At 64.2% G+C, this 21651-nt stretch carries 18 protein-coding genes; 13 read left to right on the forward strand and 5 right to left on the reverse strand.

Features of this window, described 5'->3' with window-relative positions; translation table 11 throughout:
• Positions 1-45: 45 nt before the first annotated feature.
• The 5 genes from J4D52_RS26335 (at position 46) to J4D52_RS26355 (ending at position 8124) form a co-directional block, all read left to right on the forward strand.
• On the forward strand, positions 46-2730 hold the full coding sequence (locus J4D52_RS26335) for a TonB-dependent receptor (protein ID WP_102676655.1): 2685 nt from the start codon (positions 46-48) through the stop codon (positions 2728-2730).
• A gap of 81 nt (positions 2731-2811) precedes the next feature.
• Positions 2812-3432: a heme acquisition protein HasA gene (locus J4D52_RS26340; RefSeq protein ID WP_097305187.1), complete on the forward strand. Its 621-nt coding sequence runs from the start codon at positions 2812-2814 to the stop codon at positions 3430-3432.
• Positions 3433-3650: 218 nt separating this feature from the next.
• The gene (locus J4D52_RS26345) at positions 3651-5432 is read left to right on the forward strand and encodes a type I secretion system permease/ATPase (RefSeq protein WP_207272174.1); all 1782 of its coding nucleotides are present in this window, start codon (positions 3651-3653) and stop codon (positions 5430-5432) included.
• The gene (locus J4D52_RS26350; RefSeq protein ID WP_232018486.1) at positions 5429-6784 is read left to right on the forward strand and encodes an HlyD family type I secretion periplasmic adaptor subunit; all 1356 of its coding nucleotides are present in this window, start codon (positions 5429-5431) and stop codon (positions 6782-6784) included. Before J4D52_RS26345 ends, J4D52_RS26350 begins: the two co-directional genes overlap by 4 nt.
• On the forward strand, positions 6781-8124 hold the full coding sequence (locus tag J4D52_RS26355; RefSeq protein ID WP_102678173.1) for a TolC family outer membrane protein: 1344 nt from the start codon (positions 6781-6783) through the stop codon (positions 8122-8124). Before J4D52_RS26350 ends, J4D52_RS26355 begins: the two co-directional genes overlap by 4 nt.
• 169 nt (positions 8125-8293) lie before the next feature.
• Here the strand turns inward: J4D52_RS26355 and trmA are convergent, their stop codons facing one another.
• Positions 8294-9373 carry a tRNA (uridine(54)-C5)-methyltransferase TrmA gene (gene trmA, locus J4D52_RS26360; protein ID WP_102678172.1) on the reverse strand — a complete coding sequence of 360 codons (1080 nt, stop codon included), beginning with the start codon at positions 9371-9373 and terminating at the stop codon, positions 8294-8296.
• Positions 9370-10665 carry an NCS2 family permease gene (locus tag J4D52_RS26365; protein ID WP_009050980.1) on the reverse strand — a complete coding sequence of 432 codons (1296 nt, stop codon included), beginning with the start codon at positions 10663-10665 and terminating at the stop codon, positions 9370-9372. The genes trmA and J4D52_RS26365 overlap by 4 nt, the downstream gene beginning before the upstream one ends.
• 205 nt (positions 10666-10870) lie before the next feature.
• Between J4D52_RS26365 and J4D52_RS26370 the strand changes: the two genes are divergently transcribed.
• The 3 genes from J4D52_RS26370 to J4D52_RS26380 all read left to right on the forward strand — a co-directional run bounded on the left by J4D52_RS26370 (position 10871) and on the right by J4D52_RS26380 (position 12573).
• Entirely contained in the window at positions 10871-11320 is a 450-nt protein-coding gene (locus J4D52_RS26370; RefSeq protein ID WP_025807589.1) for a DUF4879 domain-containing protein, read from the forward strand.
• A gap of 69 nt (positions 11321-11389) precedes the next feature.
• A complete protein-coding gene (locus tag J4D52_RS26375; RefSeq protein ID WP_102678171.1) occupies positions 11390-11941 on the forward strand; it encodes a DJ-1 family glyoxalase III in 552 nt (183 codons plus the stop codon).
• Positions 11942-12276: 335 nt separating this feature from the next.
• Entirely contained in the window at positions 12277-12573 is a 297-nt protein-coding gene (locus tag J4D52_RS26380; protein ID WP_102678170.1) for a hypothetical protein, read from the forward strand.
• A gap of 34 nt (positions 12574-12607) precedes the next feature.
• On the opposite strand, the gene J4D52_RS26385 is transcribed toward J4D52_RS26380, so the two are convergent.
• The gene (locus tag J4D52_RS26385; RefSeq protein ID WP_063433101.1) at positions 12608-13846 is read right to left on the reverse strand and encodes an MFS transporter; all 1239 of its coding nucleotides are present in this window, start codon (positions 13844-13846) and stop codon (positions 12608-12610) included.
• A gap of 501 nt (positions 13847-14347) precedes the next feature.
• Here J4D52_RS26385 and J4D52_RS26390 point away from each other — a divergent pair.
• From J4D52_RS26390 to J4D52_RS26400, 3 genes are all read left to right on the forward strand, one after another.
• Positions 14348-15784, forward strand: coding sequence for a cytochrome ubiquinol oxidase subunit I (locus J4D52_RS26390; protein WP_063433100.1), 1437 nt, complete (start codon positions 14348-14350; stop codon positions 15782-15784).
• Positions 15785-15787: 3 nt separating this feature from the next.
• A complete protein-coding gene (gene cydB, locus J4D52_RS26395) occupies positions 15788-16795 on the forward strand; it encodes a cytochrome d ubiquinol oxidase subunit II (protein WP_063433099.1) in 1008 nt (335 codons plus the stop codon).
• A gap of 90 nt (positions 16796-16885) precedes the next feature.
• Positions 16886-17053 carry a DUF2474 domain-containing protein gene (locus J4D52_RS26400; RefSeq protein ID WP_023969448.1) on the forward strand — a complete coding sequence of 56 codons (168 nt, stop codon included), beginning with the start codon at positions 16886-16888 and terminating at the stop codon, positions 17051-17053.
• 215 nt (positions 17054-17268) lie between these two features.
• Here the strand turns inward: J4D52_RS26400 and J4D52_RS26405 are convergent, their stop codons facing one another.
• Entirely contained in the window at positions 17269-18393 is a 1125-nt protein-coding gene (locus J4D52_RS26405; protein WP_102678169.1) for a class I SAM-dependent methyltransferase, read from the reverse strand.
• Between the two features lie 228 nt (positions 18394-18621).
• Between J4D52_RS26405 and J4D52_RS26410 the strand changes: the two genes are divergently transcribed.
• Positions 18622-19398 (forward strand): ferredoxin--NADP reductase, encoded by a 777-nt coding sequence (locus J4D52_RS26410; RefSeq protein ID WP_102678168.1) that lies wholly within the window; start codon positions 18622-18624, stop codon positions 19396-19398.
• Between the two features lie 57 nt (positions 19399-19455).
• Here J4D52_RS26410 and mscL read toward each other — a convergent pair whose 3' ends face one another.
• Positions 19456-19860: a large-conductance mechanosensitive channel protein MscL gene (mscL, locus tag J4D52_RS26415; RefSeq protein WP_016703708.1), complete on the reverse strand. Its 405-nt coding sequence runs from the start codon at positions 19858-19860 to the stop codon at positions 19456-19458.
• 286 nt (positions 19861-20146) lie between these two features.
• Here mscL and J4D52_RS26420 point away from each other — a divergent pair.
• On the forward strand, positions 20147-21651 hold a 1505-nt coding region (locus tag J4D52_RS26420; protein WP_207272175.1), incomplete at its 3' end, for a catalase.

Genomic DNA, 21651 nt, shown 5'->3' on the forward strand with positions numbered 1-21651 from the left:
GAGATGCATTCGCATCAATAAAACAGCCAGCGCAGGAATACGAGTATGAGGGTAAGCAGTCGCACTGGAGTTCACGCCGCAAGCCGCTTGGCCCTGGCCATTCACCTGGGCGCTGCGGGGCTGCTGCTCGATGCCGGCCTGGCGCACGCGGCGCCGAGTGCCGCGGTTGCCGGCGCCGAGCAGCCAAGCCGCCTGATGTTCGACATTCCTGCGCAAGCCCTGGACAGCGCCGTGCTGGCCTTCGCCGAACAGGCCGGGCTGCAAGTGCTGTTCGACAGCCAGCGCCTCAAGGGCCTGCACAGCTCGCCGCTCAAGGGCAGCTACAGCGTCCAGGAAGGCCTGGCGCGGCTGCTGGGCAATGCGCCAGTGGAATACCGCTTCACCGGCGACAGCCAGGTCACCCTGAACCGCGTCGCGGCCGAGCACCAGGGCGCTTTGGCCCTGGCCACCACTACGGTGTCCGGCAACCTCGAAGGGCGAAAAAGCGATTGGGTCTACAGCACGCCGCGTTCGGTGAGCGTCGTCAGCCGTGAGCAGATCGATCGCAACCCGCCCCGGCACGCGGCGGACATGCTGGAAGAAACCAGCGGCGTGTATTCGGCGGTCAGCCAGCAGGACCCCGGTCTGTCGGTGAACATCCGCGGCATCCAGGATTACGGCCGGGTCAACATGTCGGTCGACGGCATGCGCCAGAACTACCAGCAGAGCGGCCACCAGCAACGCAACGGCACCCTGTATGTCGACCCCGAGCTGCTTTCCGAGGTGGTGATCGAGAAGGGCGCGACCTCCAGCATGGGCGGTGCCGGGGTGATCGGCGGGATCGCCAATTTTCGTACCCTGGAAGCCCGCGACCTGATCAAGCCGGGCGAGGAAATAGGCGGGCGCATTCGTCTGACCAGCGGCCTGGGCGGGCGCAGCAACGGCACGCACTTTATCGGCAGTTCGGCCTTCGCCATCGGCACTGAAGTCTGGGACATGCTGGTCGCCGCCAGCGAGCGGCACCTGGGCGACTACGACCCGGGGACCCGCGGCAGCATCGGCGAACTGCGCACCGGCGGCTGGCGCGACCCTTCGATCAACGACCGGGTAAAGAACTCGCCGGTGGCCTACTCCGGTTCCGTGATGCGCTCGCGCCTGGCCAAGCTCGGGCTGAACCTGCCCCAGGACCAGCGCCTGCAATTCAGCTACCTGACCACCCAGGTGTCCTACGACGACGCCAACATGCTCAACACCGAGAAGGATCAGCTGTGGGAGAAGCTGGGCAGCAGCGATGTGCGCTCGCAGAACTTCGCCCTCGACTACAGCTACACCCCGGACAACCCGTTGGTGGACTTCAAGGCCAAGCTCTACTACGTCGACAACCGCAACGACCAGAGCGCCCTGCGACGGGGCATCACCCCCGGTTATTCGATCACCTACCAGACCGACACCTACGGTGCCCAGGCGCAGAACACCTCGACCTTCGCCCTCGGTGAGCTGTCGACGCTCAAGGCCAACTACGGCCTGGAGTTCTTCTACGACAAGGTGCGCCCGGACTCCAGCCAGCCGGTGGCGAGCGGTTCGGCGGTGAACGCCCCGGCCTCGGAAGGCATGACGCCCAAGGGCGACCGCGCGCTTGGCAGCCTGTTCGCCCGCCTGGACTACGACTACGACGGCTGGCTGAACCTGAATGCCGGGTTGCGCTACGACCGTTACCGGCTGCGCGGCGATACCGGGATCAATACCCGCACCTTCATTCTCGGCACCACCCGGCAAACCACGGTGCCGGTCAACTATGACGTGGACACCGAGGAAGGGCGTCTCTCGCCGACCTTCGGCCTGTCGATCAAGCCCGGCGTGGAATGGCTGCAACTGTTCACCAGCTACGGCAAGGGCTGGCGTCCGCCGGCGATCACCGAGACCCTGATCACCGGTCGCCCCCACGGTGGTGGCGCCGAGAGCATGTACCCGAACCCTTTCCTGCGTCCGGAGCGTTCCACCACCTGGGAAGCCGGGGTCAATGTGTTCAAGGAAAACCTGTGGTTCGACGATGACCGGCTGGGGATCAAGGTCGCCTACTTCGACACCCGCGTCGAAGACTTCATCTTCATGAACATGGGCATGCAGCCCCCCGGCTACGGCATGGCCGGGATCGGCAACAGCGCCTACGTCAACAACCTGCAGGACACCCGCTTCAAGGGCGTGGAGTACCAGCTCGACTACGACGCCGGGCGTGCCTACGGGCAGCTGGCCTACACCCACATGATCGGCAGCAACGACTTTTGCTCGAAGACCGCATGGCTGGGCGGGGTGACCCAGACCGTGAAGAACAGCACCGCCGGCCGCGCCCCGGTGGTCGGCATGCGCCCGGACGAGCAGGCCAACAGCGCCAGCCATTGCAGCGCGATCCTCGGCTCGGCCGAACACATGCCGATGGACCGCGGCACCTTGACCCTGGGCGCGCGCTTCTTCGAGCGCAAGCTGGATATCGGCGCCCGCGCCCGCTACAGCGCGGGCTACTCGGAAGGCGGCAGCAACACCCGCACCACCACCAGCGTCTACCCCGCGGACTGGAAGTCCTACACCGTTTACGACCTGTACGGCAGCTACCGCGCCACCGAAGAACTGACCCTGCGCCTGGCGATGGAGAACGTCACCGACCGCGCCTACCTGGTGCCCATGGGCGACGTGCTGGCCTTCACCCTGGGGCGTGGCCGCACCTTGCAGGGCACCCTCGAATATCAGTTCTGACCGCTTTTGCCCAGAGAAGGGCAAAACCGCAGCGGGCATCGGCCCGCTGCGGAGTGACCAACCTATGTACTGGAGTTTTGCATGAGCATTTCCATTTCCTACAGCGCTACCTACGGCGGCGTCAGCGTTGCGAACTACCTCAATGACTGGTCGGCCTACTTTGGCGACGTCAACCATCGCCCGGGCCAGGTGGTCGATGGCACCAACACCGGCGGCTTCAACCCGGGCCCGTTCTCGGGTACCGAGTACGCCCTGAAGAGCACCAACAGCGACGCCGCGTTCGTGGCCGAAGGCAACCTGAACTACACCCTGTTCGAGAGCCCGAGCCACACCCTGTGGGGCAACCTGAACACCGTCTCGCTGGGCGACACCCTGACCGGTGGCCCGAGCGCCGGCGGCTACAACCTGGTCAGCCAGGAAGTCAGTTTCACCAACCTGGGCCTCAACAGCCTGCGCGACGAAGGCCGTGCCGGCGAGGTGCACAAGGTGGTCTATGGCCTGATGAGCGGCGACAGCTCGGCGCTGGCCGGCGAGATCGATGCCCTGCTCAAGGCGATCAGCCCGAACCTGTCGATCAACTCGACGTTCGACGACCTGGCCGCGGCCGGTGTCGCCCACGTCGCCCCGGCATCCGCCGCCGCGGCCGACATCGGCCTGGTGGGTGTGCAGGACGTGGCCCAGGACTGGGCGCTGGCAGCCTGAATGGCCGCCTGAGGCATAAAAAAACGAATGAAAGATCGCTCTTCCATTCGTTCGCTTGAATCACCCCCGTCGCCCGAGTTTTCGAAGGCCAGGGCGGCGGCGGTGGCAAATTCTGGGGAGCGCCGCGATGGCTGTCAACGCATGCGGCGTGCCTCTTGCCGACCCGCTCCGACGGAACGGGTGGCTGTGTATTTCTCGACTCCCAACAGGACACCTCGATGAGCAGGCCGAACCCACTTGCCGGTTCCGAGACGCTGGCGGCCCTGGCCGCCTATAAGAGCGGCTTCTTCAACATCGGCCTGTTCTCGGCGGTGATCAACCTGCTGATGCTGGCGCCCGCGCTGTACATGCTGCAGGTGTACGACCGGGTACTGGCGTCCGGCAACCAGATGACCCTGTTGATGCTGACGCTGATGATCGTCGGCCTGTTCGGCCTGATGGGCGCCCTGGAGTGGGTGCGCAGCCAGGTGGTGATCCGCCTGGGCACGCAGATGGACATGCGCCTGAACCAGCGGGTCTACGACGCGGCCTTCGAGGCCCAGCTCAAGGGCAGCCCGCAAGCCGCCGGCCAGGCCCTGAATGACCTGACGGCGCTGCGCCAGTTCGCCACCGGCAATGCGCTGTTCGCGTTTTTCGATGCGCCGTGGTTTCCGGTCTACCTGCTGGTGATTTTCCTGTTCCATCCCTGGCTCGGCTTGCTGGCCCTGGGCGGCGCGCTGCTGTTGGTGGCCCTGGCCTGGATCAACCAGCACATCTGCCAGGCGCCGCTGGCCGAGGCCGGCCAGCTGTCCATCGGCACCAGCCAGCAGGCCACGGCCAACCTGCGCAACGCCGATGCCATCGAAGCCATGGGCATGCTCGCTGCGCTGCGCGAGCGCTGGTTCGGCGGGCACCAGGCGTTCCTGGCCCAGCAGAACCTGGCCAGTGAAAAGACCGCGTTGATCAGCGCCTGGTCCAAGGGCGTGCGCCTGGCCCTGCAGTCTTTGGTGCTGGGCCTCGGCGCGCTGCTGGCGGTGCAGGGGGAAATCACCCCGGGGATGATGATCGCCGGTTCGATCCTGATGGGCCGGGTGCTCAGTCCCATCGACCAGCTGATCGCCGTGTGGAAACAGTGGAGCTCGGCGCGCCTGGCCTATGGGCGGTTGTCAGAGATGCTGCAGGCCAATCCGCCACGCCCGGCGCGCATGAGCCTGCCCACGCCCAAGGGCGAGTTGAGCGTCGAGCAACTGAGTGCCTGCGCCCCCGGCAGTCGTCGGCCGGCCCTGGCCAACCTGGGGTTCACCCTGCCGGCCGGGCAGGTGCTGGGAGTCATCGGCCCCTCCGGTTGTGGCAAGTCGACCCTGGCGCGGCTGTTGGTGGGGGCCTGGACGCCGCTGGCGGGCAAGGTCCGCCTCGACGGCGCGGAACTGAGCCAGTGGGACCGCCAGCAACTCGGCCCGCACATCGGTTACCTGCCCCAGGATATCCAGCTGTTCGCCGGCAGCATCGCCGAGAACATCGCGCGCTTTGGCGAGGTGAACGCCGACCAGGTCCTGGCCGCGGCGCAGATGGCCGGGGTGCATCAGCTGATCCTGCAATTGCCGCAAGGCTATGACACCCGCCTGGGGGAGGGCGGGGCCGGACTGTCCGGGGGGCAGAAGCAGCGCATCGCCCTGGCCCGCGCGCTGTATGGCCTGCCAGCGCTGATCGTGCTCGACGAACCCAACGCCAACCTCGATGAGGCCGGCGAGCAGGCACTGTTGCAGGCGATTGCCCAGCTCAAGCAGCAGCGCCGCACCCTGGTGCTGATCACCCACAAGCCCAATGTGCTGAGCCTGACCGACCAGCTGATGATCCTGCGCGAGGGCCAGCTGCAGGCTTTCGGGCCGACGACGCGGGTCCTGGAAGGCATGCACAAGCCCAAGGCGGCTCCAGTGGCCCCGGCGAGCACCCCGGCGGCCAGCATGAATGTCAGTTATCGCCTGGGCGTGGCCGCCACCGGCGAAGGAAAAAAAGCATGAGCCAAGCACAACCCATAGGTCGCCTGCCGACCGCCGACAGCAACAATCGCGCCCCGGGCAACCTGCTGGCCCTGGACGAGAAGAAATACTCGCGCCTGGGCTGGCTGCTGGTGCTCGGCGGTTTTGCCGGCTTCCTCGGCTGGGCCGCGCTGGCGCCCCTGGACAAAGGGGTGGCGGTGGCCGGTAAGGTCATGGTCTCGGGGCACCGCAAGGCGGTGCAGCACCCCAGCGGCGGCATCATCGAACGCATCGAGGTGCGCGACGGCGAAGTGGTCAGCGCCGGCCAGGTGTTGATTCGCCTCAAGGAGCTGCCGCTGCGCACCCAGGTGCAGTCGCTGCGCACGCAGTTCCTCGGCTCCCTGGCCAGCGAGGCCCGCCTGAACGCCGAGCGCGATGGCAGTCAGGTCCTGGCCTTTGCCCCGGAACTGCTGGCCCAGGCCGATGACCCGGAGGTGGCCACCACCATGGCCCTGCAACGCCAGCTGTTCAGCAGCCGCGCCCAGGCCCTGGCCATGGAGCAGCAGGGCATCGCCGAAAGCATCGCCGGTTCCGAAGCCCAACTGCGCGGCACCCGCGACTCCCAGGCGAGCAAGGTGCTCCAGCGCAGCGCCTTGAACGAACAACTGCAAGGGCTGCGCGAACTCGCGCGCGACGGCTATATCCCGCGCAACCGGCTGCTGGACAGCGAGCGCCTGTATGCGCAGATCGACGGCTCGATCTCCGAGGATTTCGGGCGCATCGGCCAGTTGCAGCGGCAGATCCTCGAGATGCGCTTGCGTATCCGCCAACTGGCCGAGGAGTTCCAGAAAGAGGTGCGCAGCCAGCTGGCCGAAACCCGCACCCGCAGCGAAGACCTGCGCAACCGCCTGGCCTCGGCCGAATTCGAGCTGGCCAACAGCCTGGTGCGCGCGCCGGCGGCCGGTGTGGTAGTGGGGCTGGAGGTGTTCACCGAAGGCGGGGTGGTCAAGCCGGGGCAGGCGCTGATGGAGATCGTGCCCCAGGGCGAGCCGCTGCTGGTGGAGGCGCGGGTACCAGTGCAGATGATCGACAAGGTGCACCCCGGGCTGCCGGTGGAATTGATGTTCTCCGCCTTCAGCCAGAGCACCACGCCGCGGGTCGCCGGGCAGGTGACCCTGGTGTCGGCCGACAGGCAGGTGGACGAGCGCACCGACGAGCCCTATTACACCTTGCGCGCCGAGGTCAGTGCCGACGGCATGCAGCAGCTGCGCGGCTTGCAGATCCGTCCGGGCATGCCGGTGGAAGCCTTTGTGCGCACCGGCGAGCGCTCGATGCTCAATTACCTGTTCAAGCCCTTGCTGGACCGCACGCACATGGCACTGGTGGAAGAATGAACCGGCGTTTTATCCCCTGGCTGCTGGCCAGCCTCTGTGGCCTGTGCACCCCGGCGGCCCACGCCCTGGGGCTGCTGAACGCCTACGCGTTGGCGGTGCGCAACGACCCGACCTTCCAGGCGGCGATCCAGGAGCGTGATGCCGGCGAGGAGAACCGCGCGCTGGGCCGCGCGGCTCTGTTGCCGACCCTGTCGTGGAACTACAACAACTCGCGCAACGAGTCCGAGGTCACCCAGACCACGCCCCTGGGCGACGTTTCCACCGATCGCGACTACCGCAGCTACGCCTCGACCCTGACCCTGCAGCAGCCGCTGCTGGATTACGAAGCCTATGCGCGCTTTCGCCAGGGCACAGCCCAGGCGCTGTTCGCCGACGAGCGTTTCCGCAGCAAGAGCCAGGAGCTGGCGGTGCGGCTATTGGGCGCCTACAGCCAGGCCCTGCTGGCCCAAGAGCGTATTGAACTGAGCCAGGCCCAGCGGCGCGCCTATGCTGAGCGCCTGCAACTCAACCAGCGTTTGCTCAAGGGCGGAGAAGGCACCCGCACCGACGTGCTGGAAACCCAGGCGCGGTTGAGCCTGGCCCTGGCCGAGGAGATCGAGGCCCGCGACCTGCAGGACAGCGCCCTGCGCGAGCTGGAAGCGATAGTCGGCCAGCCGTTGCGGGTCGACGAACTCGACCCGCTGGCCCGTCGATTCGCTATCCAGCCGGTGCAGCCCAACCGCTTCGAGAGCTGGCGCGACCTGGCCATCGCTAACAACCCGGAACTGGCTTCCCAGCAGCACGCGTTGCAGGCCGCGGAATATGAAGTGGAGCGTAAGCGCGCCGGGCATCTGCCCAAGGTCAGCCTCTACGCCAGCAGCCGCCAGACCAGCTCGGACTCGGAAAGCACCTACAACCAGAAATACGACACCAACAGCGTCGGCATCCAGGTCAGCCTGCCGCTGTTCGCCGGCGGCTCGGTTTCGGCGTCGACCCGCCAGGCGGCCAGCCAGCTATCCCAGGCGCAATACGAGCTGGATGCGCAGACCGCCAACGTGCTGATCGAGCTGCGCAAACAGTTCAACCTCAACACCAGTGGCGCGGCGCGAGTCCGGGCCTATGAGATGGCGGTCGAGTCGGCCGAAGCTCTGGTCCAGGCCACCCTGAAAAGCGTGCGCGGCGGCGAACGGGTCAACCTCGACGTGCTGGATGCCGAGCAGCAGCTGTTCGGCGCCCGGCGCGATCTGGCCGATGCGCGGCATGCCTACCTGCTGGCGCGGATCCAGCTCAGGTTCTACGCCGGCCTGCTCAATGAACAGGACTTGCAGCAGCTGGCCGGCTACTTTCGCCCCGTCAGCTGACACTCCCCTGTAGCCGCTGCCGCAGGCTGCGATCGGCCAACGGCCGTAGCGATCTTGCAATCGCTGAAGGTCCTGCGGACCTTATCGCAGCCTGCGGTAGCGGCTACAGGGAAGCGTGGAATGCAAACAGCCGTCACGAGGACGGCTGTTCGGGTGGTGCGGGGCGGGTTCAACGCCGGGTCAGCAAGACCCCGGATTCCATGTGGTGGGTCCACGGGAACTGGTCGAACATCGCACAGCGGGTGATGCGGTGGGTATCGTGCAACTGGGCGATGTTGGCCGCCAGGGTTTCCGGGTTGCACGAGATGTACAGGATGTTGTCGAAGCGCCGGGTCAGCTCGCAGGTGTCCGGGTCCATGCCGGCGCGCGGCGGGTCGACGAACACGCTGCCGAACTCGTAGCTCTTCAGGTCAACGCCCTGCAGGCGGCGGAACGGACGCACTTCGTTCAGGGCTTCGGTCAGCTCTTCGGCGGACAGACGCACCAGGGTGACGTTCTCCACCGCGTTTTCGCTGAGGTTACTCAGGGCCGCGTTGACCGAGGTCTTGCTGATCTCGGTGGCCAGCACCTTGCGCACCCGGGTGGCCAGGGGCAGGGTGAAGTTGCCGTTGCCGCAGTACAGCTCCAGCAGGTCGTCCGGACGATCGCCCAGGGCGTCGTAGGCCCAGTTGAGCATCTTCTGGTTGACCGTGCCGTTGGGCTGGGTGAAGGCGCCTTCCGGTTGGCGGTAGCTGAAGGTGCGCCCGCCGACTTCGAGTTTCTCCACCACGTAATCGTGGCCGATCACTTCGCGCTTGCCCTTGGAGCGGCCGATGACGCTGACGTTCAGGTCGGTCGCCAGCTTGCTCGCCGCGGCGTGCCAGTGCTCGTCCAGCGGGCGGTGATAACACAGGGTGATCATCGCGTCGCCGGCCAGGGTGGTGAGGAACTCGACCTGGAACAGCTTGTGGCTCAAGGCGCTGCTGGCTTGCCAGGCGGCCTTGAGTTGCGGCATCAGCTGATTGATGCGCTGGCTGGCGATCGGGAATTCCTCGATCAGGATCGGCGTGCGTTTGTCTTCCTGGGAAAACATCGCGTAATGACGCTCGCCGGCTTCGCGCCACAGGCGGAACTCCGCGCGCAGGCGGAAGTTCTGCAGCGGCGAGTCGAAGACCTGTGGCTCGGGGGCATCGAACGGCGCCAGCAGTTCACGCAGGCGCGCGACCTTGTCGGCGAGCTGAGTGGCGTAAGCCTGGGAATCGAAAGTCATGCGTTGAACCAACCCAACTTGATCACAAACAGTACCGACAGGATCACCAGCGGCGCGTTCAGTTCACGGGCGCGGCCCGACAGCAGCTTGATCGCGGTCCAGGCAATGAAGCCGAAGGCGATGCCGTTGGCGATGGAGTAGGTGAACGGCATGGCCAGGGCGGTGACTACCACGGGCGCGGCAACGGTGATGTCGTCCCAGTCTATTTCCGCCAGGCCCGAAGTCATCAGCACCGCGACGAACAGCAGGGCAGGCGCGGTGGCGAAGGCCGGAACGCTGGCCGCCAGTGGCGAGAAGAACAGCGCCAGGAGGAACAGGATCGCCACGACGATGGCGGTCAGGCCGGTGCGGCCACCGGCGCTGACGCCGGCTGCGGATTCGATGTAGCTGGTGGTGGTCGAGGTGCCCAGCAGGGAACCGGCCATGGCCGCGGTACTGTCGGCGATCAGCGCCCGACCCATTTTCGGCATGTGGCCGTCCTTGCCCATCAGGCCGGCGCGCTTGGCGACGCCGATCAGGGTGCCGGAGTTGTCGAACAGGTCGACGAACAGGAAGGCGAAGATCACGCTGACCAGGCCGATGTCCAGCGCGCCCTTGATGTCCAGTTGCAGGAAGGTCGGGGCCAGCGAAGGCGGCATCGAGGTCACGCCGCCGAACGGGGTGAAGCCCAGGGCGATGGAGACGATGGTCACCGACAGGATGCCGATCAGTACCGCGCCGCGGACCTTCAGGGCTTCCAGGGCAACGATCAGGGCGAAGCCCAGGGTCGCGAGGATCGGCGCCGGTTGCTTCAGATCACCGAGGCCGACCATGGTCGCCGGGTTGCCGACCACGATGCCGGCGTTGTGCAGGGCGATCAGCGCCAGGAACAGGCCGATACCGGCTGCGATCGCCGAGCGCAGCGGCAGCGGGATGCTGTTGATGATCCATTCGCGGATCTTGAAGATCGACAGCAGGAAGAACAGCACCGCCGAAATGAACACCGCGCCCAGCGCCACTTGCCAGGTATGGCCCATGTGCAGGACCACGGTGTAGGTGAAGAAGGCGTTCAGGCCCATGCCCGGAGCCAGGGCGATCGGGTAGTTGGCGATCAGGCCCATCACGGTCGAGCCGATGGCGGCGGCCAGGCAGGTGGCGACGAACACCGCACCCTTGTCCATGCCAGTCTCGCCGAGGATGCTCGGGTTGACGAAGAGAATGTAGGCCATGGCCAGGAAGGTCGTGACGCCCGCAAGAATCTCGGTCCGCACGTTGGTGTTGTGTGCCTTGAGTTGAAACAGCCTTTCCAGCATGTCTGCTCCCCGTGGCGCGCAGGGCGCCGTGAATGTATCGACCCAGACAGCAAAGCACAGACCGTAAAAAAGCGTCCGGGGATTTTGTGCGGGTCGGAAAAAGCCGCGCATCATACCAGCAGCGTAAGGCTATGGCTGCGATCGTCGGCGATGTTTTGCCCGAGTGGCGACTGGGGCATACTGCGCCGACGTTTTGGGGGGACTTATGCACAGCACGATAAAAGCGATGACCTTGGCGGTAGTGGCCAGCAGCCTGTGGTTGGGAGCCGCGCCGGCCATGGCCCGTTCCGCGCCGCCCTTGAGCCAGGTGGAAATTCTCAAGGTCGAATCATCGTCCTGCGGCCTGGAGGATGTGTCGGACGGGCGCGACAAGACCGCCTGCGATCACCAGGGCCCGAACATCAAGGTGTATGTGCTGGAAATCGGCTATGGCCGCCAGCCCCGGGTGGCGCTGGACGGCTTCGAAGTCAACGGCACGCGCGCGGCGGTCTGCGAAGAAGGCTCCAGCCTGGTGCCGTGCGGCAACTCCGGTATCACCGTCGGCTACATCTATACCTTCGACCTGGCCGGCAAGCAGGAAGGCACCTTCACCTTCAGCAACACCTCGCTGAATGCGCCGGGCAACAGCATGAGCGCGCAGATCTACATCAAGTGACGGCAGTCTCCGAACGCGGAGGGCTTTAAAGCTGACTAAGCTTTAAAGACCCCACCGCGGACACAGCCCATGACCTTTAGAGCCCTGATTCCCCTCGCCGAGGGTGTCGACGACCTGCAAAGCGTGACCCTGATCGATGTGCTGCGCCGCGCTGAAGTCGAAGTGCTGGTGGCCAGTATCGAAGGGCGGCGCATGCTCACCTGCGCCCGCGGCACCCGGATGACCGCCGACGGCATGCTGGTGGATGTGCTGGCCCAGAACTTCGACCTGATCGTGCTGCCCGGTGGCGCCGTCGGCGCGCAGCACCTGGCGGCCCATCAACCGCTGATGCAATTGGTCAAGGACCAGGCCGCCGCCGGGCGCCTGTTCGCCGGCATCGCCGAAGCGCCGGCCCTGGCGTTGCAGAGTTACGGCGTGCTGCGCCAGCGGCGCATGACCTGCCTGCCCAGCGCCAGCCATCAGCTGTCGGGCTGCAACTTCGTCGACCAGCCGGTGGTGGTGGATGGCAACTGCATCACCGCGCAAGGCTCGGGGGCGGCCCTGAGTTTCGCCCTGACCCTGGTGGAGCAACTGTGCGGCAGGGGCCGGCGGACGGTGGTGGAGGGGGAGTTGCTGGTTTAGGGGTGATTGCGGTTATGAGTAATGACTGACGCTCAAAACCGGGTAACAAAGGCTAACTAGCCGCTCCTTGCACAGCCCATCCGATCACACCTATAGTTCGCGCCGTCGCTGCCAATTCAGCGAACGGGTTTGGTCACCCGAAATTAAGAAGGCGCATGCGCCACCCTGGTATTGCGGGCATTTTTTCTATGCCTGCACGCTTTATGGTGGGCTGTGCGCGGGACACTTTCGGGTGTGCCGGGTGCCTTCTTTCCCGGTTGACCAACCTGTGCACAGTCCGCCACCTATCGTTTGGTCACGATTGGGGGCGGTCATTCATAAAGAAGGATTTAAGGATGAATACCCCGAAAACTACCGCTCACTATGTGCCGCTCAAATCCAATATAAGCCGGCCAGGCGTTTTCTTTATCAACGCCAACGCCTCCTCGGAGGCACTTCACGAAGCAGCGGAGCAACGTATGCGTGCGGCTGCCAACCTGTTGGAAACCCTGTGCTGTCTGAACTTCAGCCACGGCGATGTGAAGGACATACCGCACATCATCGATGTGCTCTATCTGCTGACCCGGGATGGGTGCGATCTATTGGAGGCGGCAAAATGGCGAGCGGTCGATGAGGCGCAGCCCAGCCACTGACGCTTGAGTCTGGCCGCGCCTGTCAGGCGCGGCTTCAGGCCTTGGCCTCTTCCACTGGCCCATGCATGCGATCGCGCCGGGCCAGGGTCGGGAACAGTTTTATCCACACCCCGGTCACCAGCAGGGTGCCGACTCCGCCCAGGACCACCGCCGGCACGGTGCCGAACCAGTGGGCGGTGAGCCCGGACTCGAACTCGCCGAGCTGGTTGGAGGCGCCGATGAACAGGCCGTTCACGGCGCTGACCCGGCCACGCATTTCATCCGGGGTTTCCAGCTGCACGAAGGAGGCGCGGATCACCATGCTGATCATGTCCGCCGCGCCCAGCACCACCAGCACCAAGAGCGAGAACCAGAACGAGGTCGACAGGCCGAAGGCGATGGTGGCGACGCCGAATACACCGACGGCGGTGAACATCACCCGGCCGACATGGCGGTCGACGGCAAAGCGCGCCAGCCACAGCGACATCAGCAAGGCCCCCACCGCCGGCGCCGAGCGCAGCAGGCCCAGGCCCCAGGCACCGGTGAGCAGGATGTCCTTGGCGAACACCGGCAGCAGCGCGGTGGCGCCGCCCAGCAGTACGGCGAACAGGTCCAGGGAGATCGCCCCGAGGATATCCGGCCGGCTGCGAATAAAGCGCACCCCGGCCAGCAACGAGTCCAGGGTGGCCTTGCCCTTGTTCAGCGGCGTCTGCCGCGCGGGCAGGTTGAGCATCAGGCAGCAGGCGATCACATACAGCAGCACGGTCGGGCCATAGACCCACACGCTGCCAAAGGCGTAGAGCAGCCCGCCGAGGGCCGGCGCGACGATGGTCGCCGATTGCTGGGCGGACTGGGCGGCGGCCACGGCGCGGGGGAACAGCGCGCTGGGCACGATGCTCGGTAGCAGCGCCTGGGTGGTCGGCATCTCGAAGGAGCGGGCGGCGCCCAGCAGGAAGGCAAGGATGAAGATCATCTCGCGAGTGACGTTGTGGGTGGCGCTGCCGATGGCCAGGGACAGGGCGATCAGCGCCTGCAGCGACTGGCAGATGGCCGCCACCTTGCGCCGGTCATAGCGGTCCGCCACATGCCCGGTGTGCAGCATGAACAGCACCCGTGGCGCGAACTCCACCAGCCCGACCAGGCCCAGGTCGAGCACGTTGCCGGTCAGTTGGTAGAGGTTCCAGCCGATGGCCACGGTGAGCATCTGGAAGCCGCTGGCGGTGAAGATCCGCGCCAGCCAGAAAGCAATGAACGGACGGTGATGGCGAAGCAGCAGAGGGTCTTGGCTGGGCATCTGAAGGCAGGTCTGGGCGTGGAGTAGGGCGAGGTTATCACCAAGATGTAACCAATAGTTGCAGAATCGTTAGCCTCGCATCTATCTCTTTTGTTCGATGAAACCCGACAGGGCCGCCCCCTGTAGCCGCTGCCGCAGGCTGCGATCGGCCGGGGTTTTCTAAAAGTCCCTGAAGGTCCTGCGGACCTTATCGCAGCCTGCGGCAGCGGCTACAGGTGCGGCAAAACTTCGGGAAAACCCCGTTCTTGACGTGGTGAGGCAACCTGTCACGCGACAAAAGACCACACAAACCAACGGCGAAAATAGGACTACTCTTTCAGCGTTGATTGATCCAGATCAAAACCTTTTCCCAAGGTTGGGTCTGGCGGCCAGATGGCCAGACTCCCTGCGTTGCGATGGATTTAAAAAGAACGAATTCGAATTCGCCACACTCCAGATCCGTGGGGGCAGTGGGTGCAGGCCTCCAGCCGGCAGCCGGTATTACCTGACAGAGGAAAGCTTATGTTCGGTTTGGAGGCACTAGATCTCGCCCGAATTCAGTTCGCGTTCACCATCTCGTTCCACATCCTGTTCCCCGCCATCACCATTGGTCTGGCGAGCTACCTGGCGGTGCTCGAAGGTTTGTGGCTCAAGACGCGCGACGATACCTACCGTGACCTGTACCACTTCTGGTCGAAGATCTTCGCCGTCAACTTCGGCATGGGGGTGGTCTCGGGCCTGGTCATGGCCTACCAGTTCGGCACCAACTGGAGCCGGTTCTCCGACTTTGCCGGTTCCGTTACCGGGCCGCTGCTGACCTATGAAGTGCTCACGGCATTCTTCCTCGAAGCCGGCTTCCTCGGCGTGATGCTGTTCGGCTGGAACCGGGTCGGGCGCAAGCTGCACTTCTTCTCCACCGTGATGGTGGCCATCGGTACCTTGATTTCGACCTTCTGGATCCTCTCGTCCAACAGCTGGATGCAGACGCCCCAGGGCTTTGAAATCGTCGACGGCCGAGTGATCCCGGTCGACTGGTTCGCCATTGTCTTCAACCCGTCGTTCCCGTACCGCCTGGCGCACATGGCCACGGCCGCCTTTGTCGCTACCGCGTTCTTCGTCGGTTCGTCCGCCGCCTGGCACCTGCTGCGCGGCCGCGATAACCCGGCAATCCGCCGCATGCTGTCGATGGCGATGTGGATGGCCCTGATCGTCGCGCCGATCCAGGCCGTGATCGGCGACTTCCACGGTCTCAATACCCTCAAGCACCAGCCGGCGAAAATCGCCGCGATCGAAGGTCACTGGGAAAACGTCGGTGACGAGCCGACCCCGCTGATCCTGTTCGGCTGGCCGGACATGAAGGAAGAAAAGACCAAGTTCGCTGTCGAGATCCCGTATCTGGGCAGCCTCATCCTCACTCACTCGCTGGACAAACAGGTGCCGGCGCTCAAGGAATTCCCGCCGGAAGACCGGCCGAATTCGACCATCGTGTTCTGGTCGTTCCGGATCATGGTCGGCCTGGGCATGCTGATGATCCTCACCGGCCTGTGGAGCCTGTGGCTGCGCAAGCGTGACCGCATCTACGAGAATCGTGCGTTCCTCTACCTGGCGTTGTGGATGGGGCCGTCCGGCCTGATCGCGATCCTCGCCGGCTGGTTCACCACCGAGATCGGCCGTCAGCCGTGGGTGGTCTACGGGCTGATGCGCACCGCGGACGCTTCGTCCGGGCATAGCCTGATGCAGATGAGCATCACCCTGGCGCTGTTTGTCGTGGTGTATTTCTCGCTGTTCGGTGTCGGTATCGGCTACATGATGCGCCTGGTGCGCAAAGGACCGAAGACCAACGAAGGCGCGGAAGTCAGCCACGGTGGTCCTGGCCAGAAACGCACGCCGGCCCGTCCGCTGTCGGCCGCCGACGACGATGCCGAAGACAACGGCACCAGCCTGAACAAGGGGAATTGAGTCATGGGTATTGATCTTCCGCTGATCTGGGCCGTGATCATCATCTTCGGCATCATGATGTACGTGGTCATGGACGGGTTCGACCTGGGGATCGGGATTCTCTTCCCGTTCGTCAAGGACGCCCGTGACCGTGACGTGATGATGAACACCGTCGCCCCGGTCTGGGACGGTAACGAAACCTGGCTGGTCCTGGGCGGTGCCGCGTTGTTCGGCGCCTTCCCGCTGGCCTATTCGGTGGTGCTCTCGGCGCTGTACATGCCGCTGATCCTGATGCTCATCGGCCTGATCTTCCGCGGCGTGGCCTTCGAGTTCCGCTTCAAGGCCAAGGAAGCCAAGCGCCACATCTGGGACAAGGCGTTCATCGGCGGTTCGCTGGCGGCAACCTTCTTCCAGGGCCTGGCCCTGGGGGCCTTCATCGATGGCCTGCCGGTGGTCGACCGCCAGTACGCCGGCGGTTCGCTGGACTGGTTCACGCCGTTCACCCTGTTCTGCGGCGTCGCGCTGGTGGTGGCCTATGCCTTGCTCGGCTGCACCTGGCTGATCATGAAGACCGAAGGCAAGCTGCAGGAGCAGATGCATGACCTGGCGCGGCCGTTGGCCTTCGTGCTGCTGGCGGTGATCGGTGTCGTCAGTATCTGGACGCCGCTGGCCCACCCGGAAATCGCTTCGCGCTGGTTCACCCTGCCGAATCTGTTCTGGTTCCTGCCGGTGCCGATCCTGGTGCTGGTGACCATGTACGGCCTGCTGCGCGCCGTGGCCCGCAACGCGCACTACACGCCGTTCCTGCTGACCCTGGTGCTGATCTTCCTCGGCTACAGCGGCCTGGGCATCAGCCTGTGGCCGAACATCGTGCCGCCATCGATCTCGATCTGGGACGCCGCCGCGCCGCCGCAAAGCCAGGGCTTCATGCTGGTGGGCACGCTGTTCATCATCCCGTTCATCCTGGGCTACACCTTCTGGAGCTACTACGTGTTCCGCGGCAAGGTCACCCACGAAGACGGCTACCACTAGTCAATGCGCGCTCCTGTGCAGGAGCGAAGCTTGCTCGCGATGGCGTCCTGAGCGGCGCCGTCGTCTCCATTCCGAGAGGAGTATTCGATGATGGCTGGCAAACCCACATTGCAGGAAATCGAAGAAGCCGAGAAGAAACCGCTCTGGCAGCGTCTGGGCTGGCTCGCCGGGATCTGGGTCGGCAGTGTGCTGGCGCTGTTTATCGTCGCCAGCCTGATGCGCATGTTCATGAACGCCGCGGGCCTGACCACGCACTGATTTTCACCACCGCTCATCCCATCCCGTTGCCTTGCGGCACGGTTTTATAGCCCTCCTCTGGAGGGCTTTTTTTTGGCCTGGGGTTGCTACGTTTTGCTTCTGTAGGAGCAGCCGGTCGACGCTCGATTGCTCGCGATCAGCTACGACGCGTTATGCCTGGCACACCACATGGGTCTTCATCGCGAGCAAGCTTCGCTCCTACAGTAAAGAGGGGATTATTTGCGCGCCTTGAGGATCACGAACTTGGGCGTGGCGGCCACTTGTTCGACGCCGCGGAACAGCCGCGCCAGCTTGCTGTGATAGCCCAGGTGACGGTTGCCGACGATGTACAGCGCGCCGCCCACCACCAGGGCTTCGCGGGCCTGCTGGAACATGCGCCAGGCGAGGAAATCGCCGACCACCTGCTGTTGGTGGAAGGGCGGGTTGCACAGCACCACGTCCAGCGACTGCGGCTCCTGGCCGGCCAGGCCGTCGCTGGCGCGCAGGGTCACTTCACGCTCGCCCAGGGTCGCGCGCCAGTTCTCCAGTGCCGATTGCACGGCCATGAAGGACTCGTCCACCAGGGTGTAGTGGGCATCGGGGTTGTGCAGGGCGTTGGCGATGGCCAGCACACCGTTGCCGCAACCCAGGTCCGCGACCCGGGCCTTGCCGAGGTTTTTCGGCAGGTGCGGGAGGAAGGCGCGGGTGCCGATGTCCAAGCCTTCGCGGCAGAACACGTTGGCGTGGTTGAGCAGCTCGATGGCGGGCTCGTCGAGTCTGTAGCGGGTCGGGTAGGGCGAAACCGCCGGGGTTTTCGCCTCCGGCGTGGCGATCAGCAAACGGGCTTTTTTCACCGCCAGCGAAGCCTGTACCGGGCCGATGTAGCGTTCCAGCAGGTCGCCGGCGGCCCGCGGCAGGTGCTTGACCATCGCCGCCGCCACCACCTGGGCGCCCGGGGCCAGTTGACCTTGCAGGCGAATCAGTTGTTCTTCCAGCAGGGCCAGGGTCTTGGGCACGCGGATCAGTACACGGTCGAAGGGCCCGGTCAACGGCTCGCTGGCCGGCACCAGGGTGACGGCGTCGAACGGCTGGCCATTGCGCACCAGGTTTTTCTCCAGCGCCAGTGCGCCGAGAAACGAGTCGCCGCTGCTGCGCACCTGCACCCGTCCGACCAGGCTGGCCGCCAGCGCGCCGAAGCTGTCGTTGAGGACCAGCACCCGGGTGTCTGCCGTCGGCTGCTGTTCGGCCAGGTGATTGAGCAGGTACTCGTCCGCCGCGTCGAAGGCTTGCAGGGGCTCGTTCTGTTGTTCGGGCTGGCGGATCAGGTCGAGCTGGGCGAAGGGGCTTTCGAGCAGGGGCATGGGGCGGACTCTTGGTAATCGGTGAATGTCCTGCCTGCGGGAGGGGCGCGATGCGGGCTGGACCGTTCGGGCAGGTGGCGCGCAGGCCGCGTGGCAACTGCCCGAAGAGGGGGCCAATGGTACGTTTTTTTGCGCCCGATTGCCCGCGCTCTATGCCATTACAAACCGCCGGTGTTTCTGTCGCGCGCTTTGCGGGACACTAAGGGCATTCGCTTATTGGAGCCTGCCATGACTGCCAGTGCAGAAAAATACACGCGCCAGACCTTGCTCGACGTCCAGCCCCTGACTCCCAGCCTGTTTACCCTGCGCGCCACGCGGGACGCGGGCTTTCGCTTTCGCGCCGGGCAATTCGCCCGCCTGGGGGTGACCAAGGCCGATGGCAGCACGGTGTGGCGCGCGTACTCCATGGTGTCTTCGCCCTTCGACGAGTTTCTCGAGTTCTTCTCCATCGTCGTGCCCGGCGGCGAGTTCACCAGCGAACTGAGCCGGCTGGAGGAGGGCGATACCCTGATGGTGGACCGGCAGGCGTTTGGCTATCTGACCCTGGACCGCTTCGCCGATGGCCGCGACCTTTGGCTGCTGTCCACCGGCACCGGGATCGCACCTTTTGTTTCGATCCTCCAGGACTTCGAAGTCTGGGAGAAATTCGAGCGGATCATTCTGGTCTACAGCGTGCGCGAGGCCAAGGAGCTGGCTTATCAGCAATTGCTGGCCGAGCTGAAACAGCGCGATTATCTGGCGGAAGTTGCGCACAAGCTGCAAGTCATCACCACGGTGACCCGGGAATTGCACCCGGGCAGCCTCAATGGGCGGATCACCCATTTGATCGAGAGCGGTGAGCTGGAGCGCGTCGCCGGCGTGCCGCTGAGCGCCGAGCACTCGCGAGTGATGCTCTGCGGCAACCCGCAGATGATCGACGACACCCGCGCCCTGCTCAAGCAGCGCGACATGCACCTGAGCCTGACCCGGCGGCCGGGACAGGTGGCGGTGGAAAACTACTGGTAAAAAAACGGCGCCGCCTGCAATACCAGCAGGGGCGCCGTTTTTGTTGCGGCAGCAGCCTCAGGGCTTGTTGTTCTGCGCCTTGAGCAGGTCGCGGATCTCGCCCAGCAGCGTTTCTTCCTTGGTAGGAGCGGCCGGTGCCACGGCTTCTTCACGCTTCAGGCGGTTGATCACCTTCACGCCCATGAAGATGGCGAAGGCAACGATGATGAAGTCGATCAGGCTCTGGATGAACTTGCCGTAGGCCAGCACCACGGCCGGCGTCTCGCCGACTGCGTCCTTGAGCGTGATCGCCAGATCACTGAAGTCCACCCCACCGATCAGCAAGCCGATTGGCGGCATCACCACATCGCCAACAAACGACGAAACGATCTTGCCGAATGCGGCGCCGATGATAATACCGACGGCCATGTCGACCACATTACCTTTGACCGCGAAGGCCTTGAACTCACTTAGCACGCCCATAGGTTATTCCTTGTTACAGATGAGGTTGGTGAACGCAGTGTAATTCAGCAAAAGGCATCTTGCTTGAAACAACGGATTACAGCGTTCGGAGTTATCGACCGAGTTAACGGCAAATAGTTTACAAAGTGCCATCAATCGCGCGCGAAATACCCGCGCTTGCTCTTACATACCAGAATATTTTTTCAATCGGACTGTTGCGACCTTTCTATTTAGATTTCGACTCTTTGGTCACTAGCCTCTGACAGGCGCACCTGGATGCGTTTGATTAAAACCAGAGGAATAAAACATGACCATGATCATTGGCCTTGGGACTTTTTCCCAACGACGCATAGTGGGCGTACTCGCCGCCAGTATGCTTTCTCTTTCCGTACAGGCCGCCACTCTGACCCGCGATAACGGGGCCGCGGTAGGCGATAACCAGAACTCGCAGACTGCAGGCGCTACCGGACCGGTATTGCTGCAGGATGTGCAGTTGATCCAGAAGCTCCAGCGCTTCGATCGCGAGCGCATTCCAGAGCGGGTGGTGCATGCCCGTGGCACTGGTGCCCATGGTTCCTTCACCGTGACCGACAGCCTGAGCGACCTGACCAAGGCCAAGGTATTCGCCGCCGGCCAGGTAACGCCGGTATTCGTGCGTTTCTCCGCGGTAGTGCACGGCAATCATTCGCCGGAAACCCTGCGTGACCCGCGCGGTTTTGCCACCAAGTTCTATACCGCCGACGGCAACTGGGATCTGGTCGGCAACAACTTCCCGACTTTCTTTATTCGTGACGCGATCAAATTCCCGGACATGGTTCATGCGTTCAAACCTGATCCGCGCACCAACCTGGATGACGATTCCCGTCGCTTCGATTTCTTCTCCCATGTTCCGGAAGCCACCCGGACCCTGACCGAGCTGTATTCCAATTCCGGTACTCCGGCCAGTTACCGGGAAATGGACGGTAATGGCGTGCACGCCTACAAGTTGATCAATGCCAAGGGCGAAGTGCATTACGTAAAGTTTCACTGGAAGAGTTTGCAGGGCATCAACAACCTCGATCCCAAACAAGTGGTCGAGGTACAGGGGCGTGATTACAGTCATATGACCAATGACCTGGTCACCCATATCAACAAGGGCGATTTCCCGAAATGGGACCTATATGTCCAGGTCCTGAAGCCGGAAGATCTGGCCAAGTTCGATTTCGATCCGCTGGATGCCACCAAGATCTGGCCGGGCGTGCCTGAGCGCAAGGTCGGGCAGATGGTGCTCAACCGCAACCCGGCCAACGTGTTCCAGGAAACCGAGCAGGTGGCCATGGCCCCGGCCAACCTGGTGCCGGGCATCGAGCCGTCGGAAGACCGCCTGCTGCAAGGCCGGGTGTTCTCCTATGCCGATACCCAGCTGTATCGCCTGGGCGCCAACGCCCTGCAATTGCCGATCAACGCGCCGAAAGTCGCGGTGAACAACGGCAACCAGGACGGCGCGATGAACATCGGCAGCACCAGCACCGGCGTGAACTACCAGCCGAGCCGCCTGATGCCGCGTGAAGAGCCGCAAAGCGCGCGTTACAGCCAGCTGGCGCTGAGTGGCAGCACCCAGCAGGCGAAGATCCAGCGCGAGCAGAACTTCAAGCAGGCCGGCGATCTGTATCGCTCGCTGAGCCAGAAGGAGCGTCAGGACCTGATCGAGAACTTCGGCGGCTCCCTGGCGACTACTGATGACGAGAGCAAGCACATCATGCTGTCGTTCCTCTACAAGGCCGATCCTGAGTACGGCACCGGCGTGACCAAGGTGGCCAAGGGCGACCTGGC

It is taken from the genome of Pseudomonas sp. GW460-12-10-14-TSB1 (genome assembly GCF_017349775.1).
GTDB lineage: Bacteria > Pseudomonadota > Gammaproteobacteria > Pseudomonadales > Pseudomonadaceae > Aquipseudomonas > Aquipseudomonas piscium.

Coding starts and splice junctions, on each gene's coding strand:
- J4D52_RS26335 (WP_102676655.1), top strand. CDS start 46: ATGAGGGTAAGCAGTCGCACTGGAGTTCACGCCGCAAGCCGCTTGGCC.
- J4D52_RS26340 (WP_097305187.1), top strand. CDS start 2,812: ATGAGCATTTCCATTTCCTACAGCGCTACCTACGGCGGCGTCAGCGTT.
- J4D52_RS26345 (WP_207272174.1), top strand. CDS start 3,651: ATGAGCAGGCCGAACCCACTTGCCGGTTCCGAGACGCTGGCGGCCCTG.
- J4D52_RS26350 (WP_232018486.1), top strand. CDS start 5,429: ATGAGCCAAGCACAACCCATAGGTCGCCTGCCGACCGCCGACAGCAAC.
- J4D52_RS26355 (WP_102678173.1), top strand. CDS start 6,781: ATGAACCGGCGTTTTATCCCCTGGCTGCTGGCCAGCCTCTGTGGCCTG.
- trmA (WP_102678172.1), bottom strand. CDS start 9,373: ATGACTTTCGATTCCCAGGCTTACGCCACTCAGCTCGCCGACAAGGTC.
- J4D52_RS26365 (WP_009050980.1), bottom strand. CDS start 10,665: ATGCTGGAAAGGCTGTTTCAACTCAAGGCACACAACACCAACGTGCGG.
- J4D52_RS26370 (WP_025807589.1), top strand. CDS start 10,871: ATGCACAGCACGATAAAAGCGATGACCTTGGCGGTAGTGGCCAGCAGC.
- J4D52_RS26375 (WP_102678171.1), top strand. CDS start 11,390: ATGACCTTTAGAGCCCTGATTCCCCTCGCCGAGGGTGTCGACGACCTG.
- J4D52_RS26380 (WP_102678170.1), top strand. CDS start 12,277: ATGAATACCCCGAAAACTACCGCTCACTATGTGCCGCTCAAATCCAAT.
- J4D52_RS26385 (WP_063433101.1), bottom strand. CDS start 13,846: ATGCCCAGCCAAGACCCTCTGCTGCTTCGCCATCACCGTCCGTTCATT.
- J4D52_RS26390 (WP_063433100.1), top strand. CDS start 14,348: ATGTTCGGTTTGGAGGCACTAGATCTCGCCCGAATTCAGTTCGCGTTC.
- cydB (WP_063433099.1), top strand. CDS start 15,788: ATGGGTATTGATCTTCCGCTGATCTGGGCCGTGATCATCATCTTCGGC.
- J4D52_RS26400 (WP_023969448.1), top strand. CDS start 16,886: ATGGCTGGCAAACCCACATTGCAGGAAATCGAAGAAGCCGAGAAGAAA.
- J4D52_RS26405 (WP_102678169.1), bottom strand. CDS start 18,393: ATGCCCCTGCTCGAAAGCCCCTTCGCCCAGCTCGACCTGATCCGCCAG.
- J4D52_RS26410 (WP_102678168.1), top strand. CDS start 18,622: ATGACTGCCAGTGCAGAAAAATACACGCGCCAGACCTTGCTCGACGTC.
- mscL (WP_016703708.1), bottom strand. CDS start 19,860: ATGGGCGTGCTAAGTGAGTTCAAGGCCTTCGCGGTCAAAGGTAATGTG.